General features: G+C 67.7%; 15 protein-coding genes. 10 read left to right on the top strand and 5 right to left on the bottom strand.

The window, feature by feature from the left end:
* Positions 1-1536 precede the first annotated feature (1536 nt).
* Positions 1537-2139, top strand: coding sequence for a hypothetical protein (locus F9B16_RS02700; protein ID WP_151538188.1), 603 nt, complete (start codon positions 1537-1539; stop codon positions 2137-2139).
* On the top strand, positions 2136-2708 hold the full coding sequence (locus tag F9B16_RS02695) for an OmpA family protein (RefSeq protein WP_192808587.1): 573 nt from the start codon (positions 2136-2138) through the stop codon (positions 2706-2708). The genes F9B16_RS02700 and F9B16_RS02695 overlap by 4 nt, the downstream gene beginning before the upstream one ends.
* 376 nt (positions 2709-3084) lie before the next feature.
* Here F9B16_RS02695 and F9B16_RS02690 read toward each other — a convergent pair whose 3' ends face one another.
* On the bottom strand, positions 3085-3969 hold the full coding sequence (locus F9B16_RS02690) for a hypothetical protein (RefSeq protein WP_151538186.1): 885 nt from the start codon (positions 3967-3969) through the stop codon (positions 3085-3087).
* A gap of 282 nt (positions 3970-4251) precedes the next feature.
* Here F9B16_RS02690 and F9B16_RS02685 point away from each other — a divergent pair, with 282 nt between their 5' ends.
* On the top strand, positions 4252-4578 hold the full coding sequence (locus F9B16_RS02685; protein ID WP_151538185.1) for a hypothetical protein: 327 nt from the start codon (positions 4252-4254) through the stop codon (positions 4576-4578).
* Position 4579: 1 nt separating this feature from the next.
* Here the strand turns inward: F9B16_RS02685 and F9B16_RS02680 are convergent, their stop codons facing one another.
* A complete protein-coding gene (locus tag F9B16_RS02680; protein ID WP_151538184.1) occupies positions 4580-5224 on the bottom strand; it encodes a TetR/AcrR family transcriptional regulator in 645 nt (214 codons plus the stop codon).
* A 139-nt stretch (positions 5225-5363) separates the two neighbouring features.
* Between F9B16_RS02680 and F9B16_RS50645 the strand changes: the two genes are divergently transcribed.
* Genes F9B16_RS50645 through F9B16_RS02670 form a run of 3 tightly spaced genes read left to right on the top strand, consistent with a single transcriptional unit; the run spans position 5364 to position 7563 of the window.
* Positions 5364-5519 carry a hypothetical protein gene (locus tag F9B16_RS50645; protein WP_192808586.1) on the top strand — a complete coding sequence of 52 codons (156 nt, stop codon included), beginning with the start codon at positions 5364-5366 and terminating at the stop codon, positions 5517-5519.
* Positions 5516-6121 carry a VC0807 family protein gene (locus F9B16_RS02675; RefSeq protein ID WP_151538183.1) on the top strand — a complete coding sequence of 202 codons (606 nt, stop codon included), beginning with the start codon at positions 5516-5518 and terminating at the stop codon, positions 6119-6121. The genes F9B16_RS50645 and F9B16_RS02675 overlap by 4 nt, the downstream gene beginning before the upstream one ends.
* Positions 6118-7563 (top strand): hypothetical protein, encoded by a 1446-nt coding sequence (locus F9B16_RS02670; RefSeq protein ID WP_151538182.1) that lies wholly within the window; start codon positions 6118-6120, stop codon positions 7561-7563. The genes F9B16_RS02675 and F9B16_RS02670 overlap by 4 nt, the downstream gene beginning before the upstream one ends.
* A gap of 35 nt (positions 7564-7598) precedes the next feature.
* Here F9B16_RS02670 and F9B16_RS02665 read toward each other — a convergent pair whose 3' ends face one another.
* A complete protein-coding gene (locus F9B16_RS02665; RefSeq protein ID WP_264159680.1) occupies positions 7599-8117 on the bottom strand; it encodes an NAD-binding protein in 519 nt (172 codons plus the stop codon).
* Positions 8118-8715: 598 nt separating this feature from the next.
* Between F9B16_RS02665 and F9B16_RS50640 the strand changes: the two genes are divergently transcribed.
* The gene (locus F9B16_RS50640) at positions 8716-8865 is read left to right on the top strand and encodes a hypothetical protein (RefSeq protein WP_192808585.1); all 150 of its coding nucleotides are present in this window, start codon (positions 8716-8718) and stop codon (positions 8863-8865) included.
* Between the two features lie 166 nt (positions 8866-9031).
* On the opposite strand, the gene F9B16_RS02660 is transcribed toward F9B16_RS50640, so the two are convergent.
* Both F9B16_RS02660 and F9B16_RS02655 read right to left on the bottom strand, forming a co-directional pair.
* Positions 9032-9601: a hypothetical protein gene (locus tag F9B16_RS02660; RefSeq protein WP_225991286.1), complete on the bottom strand. Its 570-nt coding sequence runs from the start codon at positions 9599-9601 to the stop codon at positions 9032-9034.
* Between the two features lie 301 nt (positions 9602-9902).
* Positions 9903-10235 carry a hypothetical protein gene (locus F9B16_RS02655; RefSeq protein ID WP_151538180.1) on the bottom strand — a complete coding sequence of 111 codons (333 nt, stop codon included), beginning with the start codon at positions 10233-10235 and terminating at the stop codon, positions 9903-9905.
* A 1187-nt stretch (positions 10236-11422) separates the two neighbouring features.
* Here F9B16_RS02655 and F9B16_RS02645 point away from each other — a divergent pair.
* From F9B16_RS02645 to F9B16_RS02635, 3 genes are all read left to right on the top strand, one after another.
* Entirely contained in the window at positions 11423-11623 is a 201-nt protein-coding gene (locus F9B16_RS02645; protein ID WP_151538178.1) for a hypothetical protein, read from the top strand.
* Between the two features lie 180 nt (positions 11624-11803).
* Complete coding sequence (locus tag F9B16_RS02640; RefSeq protein ID WP_151538177.1) at positions 11804-12061, top strand: hypothetical protein; 258 nt, start codon at positions 11804-11806, stop codon at positions 12059-12061.
* A 68-nt stretch (positions 12062-12129) separates the two neighbouring features.
* Positions 12130-13161 (top strand): nucleotide-binding protein, encoded by a 1032-nt coding sequence (locus tag F9B16_RS02635; protein ID WP_151538176.1) that lies wholly within the window; start codon positions 12130-12132, stop codon positions 13159-13161.
* Positions 13162-13178: the final 17 nt, after the last annotated feature.

Genomic DNA, 13178 nt, shown 5'->3' with positions numbered 1-13178 from the left:
ACCGGTGGTGCTGTGGACGGTCCCCGCGCCCAGAGAGGCATCGCCTATTCGCAGAGATTCGTCGGTCGCCGCACAGTTGGTCACGGCCCCGATCGTCCGGGTAACGACCTCGACCGCAAGCGCTGAGGCGCATCCGGCTCGAGAGGTCGCGCAAACTGGTGACGACATCGGCGGTGTTCGGGGGCAGGGGTCTCCCAGGAGGCAAATGCCCCTGGCGCGGCAGGCCAGGCTGATGCGGGTTCGGTGGTGGTGCACGTGGGCGTTGGCGCGATAGCCCTCGGCCGACAGGTCGAGACGATCATCTCGGCTGGCGCTCCCGACGCGACCATTCGTTCGGTGCCCATCGGCACGGTCCTGCTGGTCGCCGGCCTCCGCGCACTGGGCGAGTCCCGCAGCCCGAGCGCGCCAATGATCGACGTTCGGGGAACGCCCTGTACATGCTGGGAGTGGGGAACTCATTACGGGCTGGTAGAGGGCGGCTCCCGTGGCTGGGCCTCGCTGTGATCCTGAGCAGCGCGCTCATGGGCTCGTCGTTCTCCTTCTCCCAGTTCTTCTACGAAGGTCGTAAAGTACGCCGCCCTTCTCTCCGGTCAGCGGCACCTCGTACGCGTCACTTTGACGAGCTTTCCGGTGGCATCGTCCACTGCGGCAAGCCTCGCAGCCGTATGTTCTGGGACACGCCCGCGACCCGCCGCCGGACGGCTGGCTCGGAGGCATGGATGCGCGCAATGGGAGCCAATCGGCCCTGTTCGACCGGGTCGGACGCCGACAAGCGTCGTTCGGTGCCCCGGTCGGCCTACGAGGGTGGAGGCGTCGACTCCTCTATCGCGAGATGAGAACCAGAAGGCAGGGCTGGAGCGGCTTTGACCGGCACATCTCGACGGACTCGTGGCTGCTGGCACAAGAGATACCGGCACGATTGCGTACCTGAGCTTGCCGACCGAGTCTGTCGCTGTTCCAGGCGCCCCGCTCCTGTAGCCGACGGGTTCAGCGAGTGCCCGACATCGAATATTTACTGAGATCGGGCCACGCCCGCCACTTGCATCCTGGATGCCCCCCTCTCAGAAGGGGTCTCTCGTCGGTAACAGCCGAATCGACGAGACGAGCCACCTCCCGAGCGCGGTTCCGCGCTTTTGCTGGACAGTCCGTAAGCCGCTGCAACTGGCAGCCGCCGAGGGAGAAGAATCCGGCGCGGTGGGGGAGCACGTGCGGGGAGGTCGCCGTGTGTCCGCTGAGCAGCGTGAAGCCGAGCAGGTCCCTCCCGGCCCCGGAACCATCCTGCGAGGCGGCCGGCGTCTTGCGGCCCTTCGCCCAGAGCCGATCACTCCGGTCTGGACCGCCGTGTTTGCGCCACCTGTTGCAGCCTGAGTGCCCATGGTTCCCGTTGAAGGCGTGCCGGGGTGACGGGTTGCGTGTTGGCGGGCGTCTCGGACGGTCTTGGGTGGTGTTCGTCGGGGGGACGGCGACCCATCTCAAAGGGAGAGACGGGCGCGAACGCTCAAATCTGAGCCGACCCGCTGGAAACGGAGGCAGGCCATGCAAATCGGCATCCGACGAGGGACGGTGCTCATCGTGGCGCTGGCTGCCCTCGTGAGCGGCTGTTCGTCGCCCGATGGCGGTGACAAGGGGGCGGGCGAGAAGAAGGTCGCCGCGCAGGGCTCGGGCCAGGCCGCGGGCGCTCCCAGTCCGGACGGCATCGCGGGCGGCGGCGCGGGCGGCGGTGCCGTCGGCTCCAGTACGCCCGTGGCCACTGTTACCTTCGACACCCCGAAGTTCCCCAACGGCAAGGTCGAGGTCGCCGTCATGAGCCTGCAGGTGCGGGGGAAGCTGGCGATCCTGACGGTTCGGCTGACGCCGCACCTGCCCCAGGGGTCGCCTGAGAAGACCAATCCTTACGAACTCAACGACGAGATACCGCTCGCCCCCGAGCTGATCGACACCGTCAACCTGAGGCGGTACGTCGTCGTCAAGGACAACCAGCAAAAAGAGGTTCAGACCGACGACGTCATGGCGCCCATCTACAACGAACAGGCGGGTGTGGCGACCTACAGCTTCGCCGCGCCGCCGGCCAATGTGCAGTCCGTGGACGTGCATTACGGCCACTGGCCGGCTTTCAAGAACGTCCCGGTCCAGCGGTGAAGACGGTGGCCACGCGGGGCGCCGCGGCGCTCGTCGGCGCTTTCGCGGTGATCTTCTCCGTCATTCCCGGGGTCGCTGGAGCCGACCCGAGCGTCTCCGACGTGAACATCCAGGAGTCCGTCCGCACGATCGAAGCCGATCGGTATGTGTACGCGATCGAGGTCGGTCCCTCCGTGCAGCCGCTGCAGACGGTGGAGAACGACGGCAAGCACGTCACCGTGCGTATCTCCGCTGACCTCCTGTTCGACTTCGACAAGGCCGACCTCACCGACGCCGCGCGAAAGCGGATCTCGCAGCTCGCGCCGCAGATGAAAGACGCCGTCGGCACGATCGAGGTTTCGGGTCATTCCGATTCCATCGGAGACCCGAGCTACAACCAGGAGCTCTCACAGAAGCGTGCGGACTCCGTCAAGGCCGAGATCGAGCGCATGCTGGGCGCCGGCAGGCATGTCAAGGCCACCGGGTACGGCGAGAGCAAACCGATCGCCCCCAATCAGGTCGGCGGGAAGGACAACCCCGAAGGCCGAGCTCAGAACCGGCGGGTCGAGATCGAGTTCACGCAGCCTTGATGTGGAAGTAGGGCCGAAGTAGCCCTGTCGCTGCGGTTTGCTTTGCGAAGCCGGCTGTCGTCCTCATCCTGCCCTTTTCGCGTCCCTGGCCCCGATGGGGAGAAAGTGAAGTTTCCGTGAAGCACGGCCTCGGTGAAGACCCGCAGGACGCGGCCAGGCAGCTCCAGCGGCACAGCGGACGCTGGCTCTGCTGGTACGGGTTCAGGACCGGCCACTATTGGGCGGTGACACGGTACGGTCGGGCAGTCCTGCTGGAGGCGACAACGCCCCAGGAGCTTCTCAACAAGATGACGCGTGTCGACGTCTCTCACGGGATGGGAGATTCGCTTGCCCTTTCGTGACTCACTTCGGTGTGGAACGCAGCGGGACGGCCGGATCAGCTGGTGGAGCGGAACTCTGGCCATTGGGTCAGCAGCCATGCGGACGTCGGCCCCGCGCGCCGCCAGGTGACGACCGCGACCGCGATGACCGTCTTTCCGTCATGAAGTTCCCAGTTCTGCATCGCCGATGTGCCTGACGGATCCCCGACAGGGGCCAAGGGATCGATGGTGACGGCGGCATTGGCCCAGCCGGAGTAGATGGCGGCATGCAGGCGCTGGTTGTTGTAGTTGTACTGGCTCCGCTCCGTTACCCGGCCGATACGGTTCAGGTCGCCTGAGCTGACTTCGGTTAGAACGGCGGTACATCTTTCCGATGGCGGTACCGAATAGGGCTCCGCCGATGCGAGGCCGCTCGGGAGTGTCGACAGTTGCCGCGTGACCAGGGTCGTCTGAGATGGAGTGGGTTCGCTCCGCGGCGGTGGCTCCCTTCTGCGACCATCGACTTGTGCGACCACGGCGATGAGCAGGATGAGGACCAGCGCTGCGCCCGCGACAGTGGCGTACAGCATCGGGCGGTGCCTCCTCGCCGGCTTCGGGGCTTGCTTCGGCCTCTCGCTGGGAAACCAGGCCTGGAGTGTGGCGTTGTCGTCTGCGGCCGGCTCGCTGGGAGCGGCCGGGGGAAAGGGAGCGGTGCCGACGCCCCCCGGCTTTTCACCGGTCATGTCGATCGGCGCTGTCTCCGCGGATTCGGACGGGGCGGCCGGCCGCCAGGCTGCGCCGTCCTCCGGGCCTCGCCGGATGAAGGACTGAGTCATCGGGTCGACGCGCCATGTGCAAGCTGACGCGTCGACGACCTCGCGCTTTCGCAGTTCAAGCAGGGCATCGTCGAGATCGACGATTTCCTTCTCGACCTTTCCCGTCAGGTCAGAAAAACCGCCCACAGGCCGGCCAGTGGACCGTCGGTAACCGCGTCACGTCCGCTTGTCACATTATTCGCCTCCGCGAGTGACCGTCCTGTGGGTGCATCGGCCTGCAACGTGGCCGAGGGCGGCGGGCCGCACCGCTCGACTTGCTGACCGCTCCCATCCGCGGACGGTACGTGATGACCGCACGCTGATCGATGGCAGGACAGGATTGTGATGCTCGACCACTTGAGAGCGGCACGCAAATCGGGGGCCGGTGTTCGGCGCCTCGCGTGGCTCGTCTTTTGGGGGGAGCGCGCGATGGGCTATGCCGAGGCCCGCGGCAAAGGCATTCCGGACCGCGAGGTGGTCGAGGCCGTCAACGACGGCATTTTCCTGTCGGACTACAGCAAGGCTCGCGAGGTCGCCGCGCATCGCGAGATTCTTCAGGCCCATACCGCGACCGGTGACGTCTTCGGCTACGCCTGCCATCGGGCATGGGGTGAGGATCACGAGGCGGCGCTCGAAGAGGTCGGCGCCGGGGCTTCCGGCCGAATGCAGGCCCCCCTGCGGTGTGAACGTCGGACGATGGTGGCGTTCCGTCCGACGATGTCGCGGAGGGCGCGGGAGGTCGAGGTGCCGCGGTGAGTCAGCGCGGGCGCACCAGGGGCAGGAAGACCTGGTCGACTATCTCGGTGATGACCTGGTCGGAGACCGGGCCAGGGCCGAACATGAGGTACTCGTTGCGGAGCAGGGCGATGGGAAGCGTGGCTATGCGGGGGATGAGCGAATCTCGGCGCGCCTCTCCCCGGGCCACCGCGCGCGCCAGGATGGTCAACATCGTGCCGGGAGCGCCCTGGCCGAACTCATCGCGCAGGTCGGCCATCACCTCGGGTTCGCGGCGAGCGTCGATCACCAGCCCGCGGATGATCTGGCTCTGCACGGGGGAGTCCATCCGGTCGGCCGCCGCGTGGAGCAGTTCGAGCACGTCCGAGCGGAGGTCGCCGGTGTCGGGCGGGTCCTGCGGGCGGGCCACCATCTGCTTATAGGCGGCGAATGCCAGCGCGGTGCGGCTAGGCCAGCGCCGGTAGATCGCCGTCTTGCTCGTGCCGGCGCGGGCGGCGACCCGGTCCATGGTGAAGCCGTCGTAGCCGTTCTCGGAGAGTTCCTCGACCGCGGCCAGGAGGACGGCACTCTCGACCTCTGCCGCGTTCCGCCGCTGTCTCCGCGTCGCCTTGGATCCGCCGCTGCCGTCGGCCGCCGTCGGGGGCGGGTCGGTGTCATCCGAGGTCATCGGTGCCTCCAAACGGTCATCAGTACCTTGCTGACGGCCGATCTGCCATTGTGCTTGTAAAATTAAGGGACTGTGAGTACCTTCAAAGGGTACCTACGGTATCTAAGTGTACCGGTTCAAACAGAGACAGGAGAGGAACATGGCCATTCGGCTGGCCCTCGTCGGCGTCGCCCTCGTCGCCGCCGGCGCACTCGACCTCGGCGGATTCCGGGAGATCACGGTCGCGGCCGGAGGCCTGGCACTGGTCGCCTCCGGCATCAGCTGGCTCGTCGCCCGGCGAGGCGGAACCTCGTGAACCGCGCACGCGTCCGGACCCTTTTGCCCAGCCTGGCGCTCAACGGCGTCGTCCCGCTGCTGGCCTACCTGCTCCTGCGCCCGCACCTGTCCGGTGACGCCGGCGCCCTGGCGATTGCGATGGCCATCCCCGTCGTCTGCACACTCGCGGTGTTCTCCTGGCGGCGGCGAGTGGACGCCATCGGCGTCATCGCGGCCGTCACCTTCGGTATCGCACTGATCGTGGTACTGCTGTCGGGCGGCAACGCGTTCGTCCTTAAGATGCAGGAAGCCGTCGTGACCGGGCCGGTCGGGCTGCTGTTCCTCGGCTCGGCTGCGGTGCGCAGACCACTGCTCCTCGTCGCCGCGCAACTGCTCGCCCGGCGTAAGCCGCAACCGCGGCAACCACAGGTGGACGCGCAGCGACGGCAGGCCTCCATCGTACTGACGACGATCATGGGGGCGACGTTCCTCGTCCACGCCCTCGTCCTCACCCTGCTCGCAGTGGTGCTGTCCACCGCCCAGGTGCTGGCGGTGTCCAGGCTGGTCGGCCTGGCCATCCTCGGCATCGGCTTGGCCGTCGTGCTGGGACACCGCGGCAAGATTCAGAAGGCCATGCGATGACCTCGCCACCGCCGCCGGCCACCTCGCTGTCGGGCCCACGGATCGGGATCTGCCGGGGGATCAGCTACGGCCTGCTCGACGACCCTGAGTGCTTCATGCCCGCCGTACGCTCGCTGGGCGTCGGCCTGGCGCGCATCAATCTGTTCTGGTCGCAGATCGAACCGGAGCCTGGTCGTTTCACCTGGGACGTCGTCGACGCGTTCCTCGACCAGCTCGAGGACGGCGACGAAGCATGGGTTACCGTCTGCTCCAGCTCCCCATGGGCGACACAGCACGCGACACGTTTCCTACCGTCCTCACCGGCTACCGACATCGACGACTATCGCCGTTTTGTCACCGAACTGGTCCGGCGCTGCGGCGGCGCGATCAGGTACTGGCAGTGTGAGAACGAGCCGTGCGTGCCGTTGCTGTGGGAGGGCAAGGTCGACGAGTACCTCTCCCAGCTCATCGTCTTCTCGGACGCCGTCAGGGAGTCTGCCCCCGGCTCGCTCGTCGTGCTCGGCGGCGCCGTCCCCGCCGCCATGTTCGCCGAAGAAGCCAGCGGGAACCAGCGATGGGCGGAAGACCTCGACCGCATCATCGGCGAGGGCCGCGACCACTTCGACCTCTTCGACCTCCACCCCTATGGCGACCCGTATGCGATCCCCGCTCTCATTCAGGCGAGCAGGGCGCTCCTGGCCGCCCACGGTGCCGGCAAGGCCATCGTCGTCGGCGAGCACAACGGCCCCATGCCCCCCGGCTTCCCTGAGAACCTTCCGTACCTGACCGATGTGCTCACCGAGCACCGCCGCGTCTTTCTCGGCCAATCCCGGCTGGCCGACGGAGGACTGGACTTTGACCGGACCACCCCCGCCATGGTCGACCTCTACGACTGCCGGGACCAGCTGCCGCCCACCCTGCAGATGTTCATGGCCGACTGCCCAGCCGACCTCGCCGCGGAACGCGACCGCCATCTCCAGGAGGAGATCGTGATCCGCACGATGCTGCTCTTGGCCTCCGGCGTCGAACGGGTAGCGTGCTTCCAGCTGGCGCCCGAGGCCCGCGACACCGGCAGCCGCCTCAACATCCGGTCCCTGATGTTCGACGCGTTCGCGCTCATGGACTACGAAGGCGGTCACATCGGCCGCCGGCGGCCCCAAGCCGACACCTACGCGCTCATGGCAGCCCACCTCGCCGACGCCCACACCGTCCTTCACCACAACCCTGGTCGGCCGGGCACCTACCTGTACGAAATCCAGCGGCGCGGACGGAGCTCGACCTTCGTCGGCTGGAGCCGCGTCAACGAGACAGCGCACATCACCTGCCCGTGGCCCTTCAGGGGACGCCCTTACGGCATCAACGCCCTCGGTGAAAACGTCCCCATCCGCCTCCAGCGCGGAGTGATGCGCATGCCGATCTCTTCGACCCCCCTCCTGGTCGGAGAGGAAGGCGGTGACCGATGACCACCGGTGAGGGCGCCTTCCACTGAAGCGCGCCCTCACCGGTGGATTGGGTCAGAGCAATCGCATCTGCGAACGAGATCGCGGGCCGCCGCAACGCAGTCGGCATCAGGGTGGGTTCTCAATTTTCCGCGGTGAGGGTAGACGAAATGCGCAGATTCCCCCTGCATTGCGGCGGCGACCGCCGCCGCCGTCATGGCTGAGATGTCGCAGACGTCGCCGATCGGGAACAGTGACCTGGTCTCGCTGATCACGGTGTTGTCTCCGGCTCGCAGCACCACGCGCAGGTCCGGCTCCAGCGCGAGCGCCGCGATGGCGGCTTCGACGTTGTCCAGGTCGTCGGCGCCCATGGCGGCGAAGGCCCGGGCGCGGTGCAAGGAGAGTCGGCCAAGCACGGCACGGTCTTCGGCATGCGCAATCAGCACGGGGATCCCAGCCGCCTTGGCGAGCCGCAGATTGGTGGCCCAGGGATCGCGTTCCACCGCCAGGACGGGTATGTGCAGGTGTCGCAGTGCCATGCAAAGACGAAGCCCGATCTGTCCCAGCCCTACGACGATGACATGGTCGCGGGTCGGCAGCGTCCTCGCGCCGATGATGTCGATACTGCGGTCGAAACAGGAGCCGATTGACGATGCTGGCGGTGAAAAGGGCGGAGTAACCGATGGTCAGCAGCATTCCGATACCGGACAGGACCAGGTACCAGTTCGGTGCGGGCTGGGCCTCTCCGGGGCCGACCGTGGCGACGACACGGGTGGCGGAATAGAAGGCGACGGTCACCGGCTGATGCAGGACGACGACCGCCAGCAACCACTCCAATAGCAGAGTAATGGTCAGGCCCGTGAGCCCGGTGAGCAGAATCCCGCTGGTCAGGTCGTGGGAGCGGAACTGGCGGGAAAGCGCACGCATCAGTCTTCGCGAGCGGGGATCGGGGCGCCAGCGGTCCATGGTGATCCTCTCGGCGTCCTCGATGAGGACCCTGGCCGGAGAACTGTGGACGTCGACGGCGAGAACAGGCTTGCCGAGGCACGCTCCGATGATCGCGGGCACGGAGACGTCGGCCGGTGAGGTCACCTGGCAGTTGGGAACGGTCTTCAGAAGCTGGTCGGCGACCGTCCGGTCGAAAAGCATGACCACCAGGTGGATGCGGGGACGCAGATGCTCGACCAGCAGCGCGTACCGGAGGGCGGCGACGTCACCGCGGACGAGAACGGCGACCGCATGCGGTTCCCAGGCCAGGGCCTCGCGCAGTTGGTTCTCGGTCGGCTGGAAAAGGTGCGCGACCGTGCTGCCCTGCCGGGTGAGTGAGGTACAGGTGAGCCGGGCGATCTCGATGTCGCCGATCACCATGACACGTCGTGCTCGTCTCATGCCGTCTACTGTGCGCAGGCCGTTTGGTCCGGCCAGCAGTGGCGTTGCGGCGTCCCGCCTGCACCTCGCCTCATTGCGCCCTGTCGTAGACCGGTGTGCGCGATCATCCGATTGGCTGCACTGCCTCGGAGCGGACCTGGAGTGTGAGTTTTGCGTAGAACCGCAGATCCATATTGGAAGGATCCTGGGAGGCCGTCTCGCTGGTGATGGAAGCGACCGCGGCGGCCGTGTTCTCGTCAGCCCAGGCGCACACAGGGTAAGTCAGAGTCGTACCCGACTTATCCTGCTTCAGGACTTCGCAGCTGACAGTCGGCGAGCCGCTCTGCATGAAGACCTTCGGTCCGACCGCCACGGTCATCCCCTCGCCCTCTCCGGCCCCCTTGAGCATGTTCTCGCGCGGCATGACAGTGTTGCTGAAGCGGCCGTACATGCCGGACAGCAGCAGCGCCCCCCTGGACTCGTCGCCGCCCAGGTCGTACTTGCCGACCACCGTGTCGGTGATTTTGACGTATCCGGCGCCCGCCTCGTCCTCGATCCTCTGCCCCTCCGAGTCGGAGAGGTCCTGGGCGAGCTGGAAGCGGCCGTCGACCAGCGTCTCGGGCAGGGTCAGGGCGGACTTGGCGTCCGGGAACCCGCTTTCGGACCTCAGCGTGATCAGCACGATGAGGGTCACGATTATGAGGACTACGCAGACACCGCCGCCGATGATGCCGAGAACGGCGCCGCTCCTGCGCCTGTTCGGCGGCAGTGGCGGGTTCGGCGGGCCACCGCCCAGCGCGGGGGCGGGTTGCCAGCTGTTAGGGGGTCCGTACGGTGGGGAGCCGTAGGCTCCCTGCTGCGGCACCGGGACGGGCTGCCCGCCGTAAGGGGGCTGATGCGGCGTCATACGGAGTTCACCATGGTCTCTCAATTCCTCGGCAGAGCGGCGGGACCGTGGTTCGCCGCCGGCCGCCCTGCCCCATCCCGGCCGGTCCTCAGCGTGCCGGCCGAGCGGCCGCCGGGGCCGGGCAGTCGATCGCGTACTCGGCAGCCTCGTCCCCCTCCCAAGTGACGATGTTGGTGCCCTGCGGCGCGATCTGCGCGCACGCGGGCGTGTCTCCGCTGCTAAGGACGACAGACCCCTTGATTTTCCACGGGCAGTCGTTGCGCAGCACCGCCCAGCCGGCGCCCTGATCCGTAAGTTCCGCGCAGGCGCCGGCAACCTTGGAGAATCCAGGCTCCGAGCCGTCAGCGGCCAATGCGGCCGTCGGGGCAGAGAAAAGGACACCCGTGGCAGCGACGATGCCTGCCGTCGCACGTAGCCTCATTGTCGTTCCTCCAGTGCTCGACCGAAGCAGGTTTCCCGGCTCCGCCCTGCGTAACGGGGGCAACGCAGGGTCGGGGCCGTGAGGTGACCGGCGATGGGCCCCTGACCCGGTCCGCCGACCGCCATCCATGACAGTCGCGGAGCAGGACGAAGTGTCAACCACGAGATGTGGCGGTCAGCGGATTGCGTCGTCGCGCAGCGCGCCGAGACCACCGGCCACGTCCTCGCCCGTCAGCGGGCCGAAGGCCCCGATCCGCCGCTGTTAAGCGACCGGCCCTGCTTGGTGGACAGGACGCGCCGCAGCCAGCGCGAGCCATCCGGCGGTTCATCTCCGCTGAGCCGGGCGCTCGGGGGGCGAAGGCCGTGCCGAGCCGTCTTTCGATCGCCTCTCCGCAGCTCGCGTGCCGTTCCCCGCGACGGGTACGCGCCGGCGAGTCTCGACGCGGTCTGCGAAGGGGCGGGTATGACCGAGAGGTCGCTCTACCACTTCCGCGGCAAGCGGGAGTTGTGCGAGGCAGTCTTCAAGGAGGAGGCCCGCCATCACCGAGCGCGCCGCCACCGAAATGGACACGCAGGGCGAGCCCTGGGCGGCGACGAGGCGGCACTGAAACGCGTGAACAAGCAACTGGTGGTCCACCGCTGGGTTGAAGGTGCCGGACCTGTCAACAATGGCCCACCTCGTCCTCGTCGCTCCGTTCGAGCCCACGATGCTGCTCGACGTCAAGGGGCCGTCTGCCCGCGCCGGCATCGAGGCCGACCTGCGCAACCTTGACCACTCGCATGCGGGAGGTCGGGCCCGCCGAGGGCGTACACCGGAGCATCCCGGCGGTGTCGGATGGTCGCTCCGTTGGGAAGAAGGCAACCACCCTGGACCCACCTAGCGGCGTTTCCCACGGACCCGGAAGGAGGTGTGAGTGCTTCCCGCGTGCGGATAGGACCGTCCGGTCTTTTGGATACTGCCGCAATCCGCCGTGACGGGAGACATCGAGTCGCTTGGAACGGTTGCTCACGGTGATCGGCCACAAAAGGTGACCAGGCCGCCCCGCACTGCCCTCTCCGTGCTCTCACCGGCGGCTCGCCTCACCCCGGGCGTTCGCCAAGCGGCGGATCGAGTTCCGCCGTCGCCTGAGGATTATCAAGGAGGCCGAGCCAGGACGCGATCGCCGGGGCGCTGCACAGGCGGCGGACGTGCGAAGCAAGGTCACACAAGGCGGCGGCGCCTCCGTGGTCTACGCGCTGCCGAAGGAGACGCTGGTCGACGCGTTCGGGCAGAAGGGCCGGTCGGTGCTGTTTCCGTTCGGGATGGCGGTCGGGCCACGCGGATTGCCCTCCCAGACCCATCAGCCCTCCGTCTACATGGTTGTCGCGTCGTCAAACCGCTCGCCGTGAGGGGCGTCGGTGTCGGCGCCGCTGGCCGGAGCATGGGCGGCGGCGTGCGGTTCACGGTCGATGCCGGACTGTTTCAACCGCCGCCCGCGCTGCCGACGCTCCGCTGGCTGCTGCGGACGGGCTACCTCGAACGCGTCACCCGGTCGCTCTGTGCCTCGGTGACCTGTACGGAGAGGCATCATGGGCACGTGGAGCAAGGGAACCCTGGTCGGGGAGAGGCACCGAGTCGACGTGATACTGCCCGCCCCCGTCGTGCATGAGGCGCCGAAGGTGGTGGGGCCGCACTGGCAGGTCGTCCGATGGAGCCCGGTCGCGGCCCGCTGGACCGCGACCGCCGTGCTGTCCACGCTGCTCGGACTCACCTCCCCGCTCGGCCTGGACGCGCCGCGAACCGCCGCCGTGTACACCCTGGTGAGGTTGTTCCCCTGGTGGCGGTAGCCCGGTAGTGGTCGGGACCTCCGGCACGTTCGAACGCCTGCTCGGCACTTTCTGAAGGGGAACGGAGATTGGATCACAACTGGGCCGAATCGGAGCGGACAGTCGAACTCGCACCGATTTCGTCGTCTCCTCGGCTGATGGCGCCGGATGGTCTCGCTCTGAAGAACGTGCACGGCGAATCACTGCTGCGGCGGCTCGGACGGGGGGTTGCCAAGCCGTTCCTGGCGGTCGGGGACGCGCAACGGCTTGCCGAGCACGTGAGCTACGTCCAGCAACCGGTCATCGCGGGGCTGCGGATCGCGGTAACCGGGATCCACGGCGGAGCCGGCAAGAGCACCATCGCCGCTCTCCTCGCGGTGGCGTTCGCCCGCTACCGGCAGGACCGCGTGCTCGCCCTGGATCTCGATCCGGAGTTCGGATCGCTGCCGTTCAGGCTGGGTGTCTCCGGCGGCCGGTCCCTCAGGGACCTGGCGCGGGCGGGCCTCGGAACGGCGCCGTTCGAGGAGCTTGAGCCCTATTTGGCGCGGCTGGGCGAGCGGCTGTGGACGCTAACCGGTTCGCCGGGCTGGAGGCGGGGATCGGACGGCGACGCCGCCGTCGTCTACGGTTCCGCGGGACTGCCGCTCAGCCGGTTCTTCGGCGTCACTGTCATCGACTGCGGCGGGGGCCTGCGGTCGGACCTCCACCGCGCCATCCTCGCGAGCGCTCACGCCCAGGTGTTCGTCACTCCCGCCACGGCGCTGGGGGCGGCCAGCGCGAGCCGCGCCCTCACCTGGCTGCAGGCGGCCGGTTTCAGTGACCTGGTGGGGCGCACCCTCGTGGTCTTCACCGAGCGGACGCCGCACGGTGGTTCCCCAGTGAACATCGCCCATGTGCGCGCGAGCCTGAGCAAGGTCGGGTCTGACGCGTTCCTGTTCGGTTTCGACCGTCATCTCGCCGTCGAAACGATCGTGGATTCCCGGCACCTCGGCCACTCGGCCCGTGTCACCACCACAGCGATCGCTGCGGCCTCCATCGACCGTGCACTGCTCACGCCACCGTCTCCGCCGGAGGAGAGCCTGCACAGGCCCGCCGGAAAACACGGCAGCCCTCAAGCGTGAAGGCGACACTGCGGCGA

This window comes from Actinomadura montaniterrae, assembly GCF_008923365.1.
Classification (GTDB): domain Bacteria; phylum Actinomycetota; class Actinomycetes; order Streptosporangiales; family Streptosporangiaceae; genus Spirillospora; species Spirillospora montaniterrae.
The sequence above is the reverse complement of the archived record's forward strand: the minus strand, read 5'-3'. Positions and strand labels throughout refer to the sequence as shown.

What these genes read in the sequence shown, in the direction of transcription:
- F9B16_RS02700 (WP_151538188.1), top strand. Translation starts at nt 1,537, where the DNA reads ATGCAAATCGGCATCCGACGAGGGACGGTGCTCATCGTGGCGCTGGCT.
- F9B16_RS02680 (WP_151538184.1), bottom strand. Translation starts at nt 5,224, where the DNA reads ATGACCTCGGATGACACCGACCCGCCCCCGACGGCGGCCGACGGCAGC.
- F9B16_RS50645 (WP_192808586.1), top strand. Translation starts at nt 5,364, where the DNA reads ATGGCCATTCGGCTGGCCCTCGTCGGCGTCGCCCTCGTCGCCGCCGGC.
- F9B16_RS02670 (WP_151538182.1), top strand. Translation starts at nt 6,118, where the DNA reads ATGACCTCGCCACCGCCGCCGGCCACCTCGCTGTCGGGCCCACGGATC.
- F9B16_RS50640 (WP_192808585.1), top strand. Translation starts at nt 8,716, where the DNA reads ATGCTCGACCAGCAGCGCGTACCGGAGGGCGGCGACGTCACCGCGGAC.
- F9B16_RS02685 (WP_151538185.1), top strand. Translation starts at nt 4,252, where the DNA reads ATGGGCTATGCCGAGGCCCGCGGCAAAGGCATTCCGGACCGCGAGGTG.
- F9B16_RS02655 (WP_151538180.1), bottom strand. Translation starts at nt 10,235, where the DNA reads ATGAGGCTACGTGCGACGGCAGGCATCGTCGCTGCCACGGGTGTCCTT.
- F9B16_RS02640 (WP_151538177.1), top strand. Translation starts at nt 11,804, where the DNA reads ATGGGCACGTGGAGCAAGGGAACCCTGGTCGGGGAGAGGCACCGAGTC.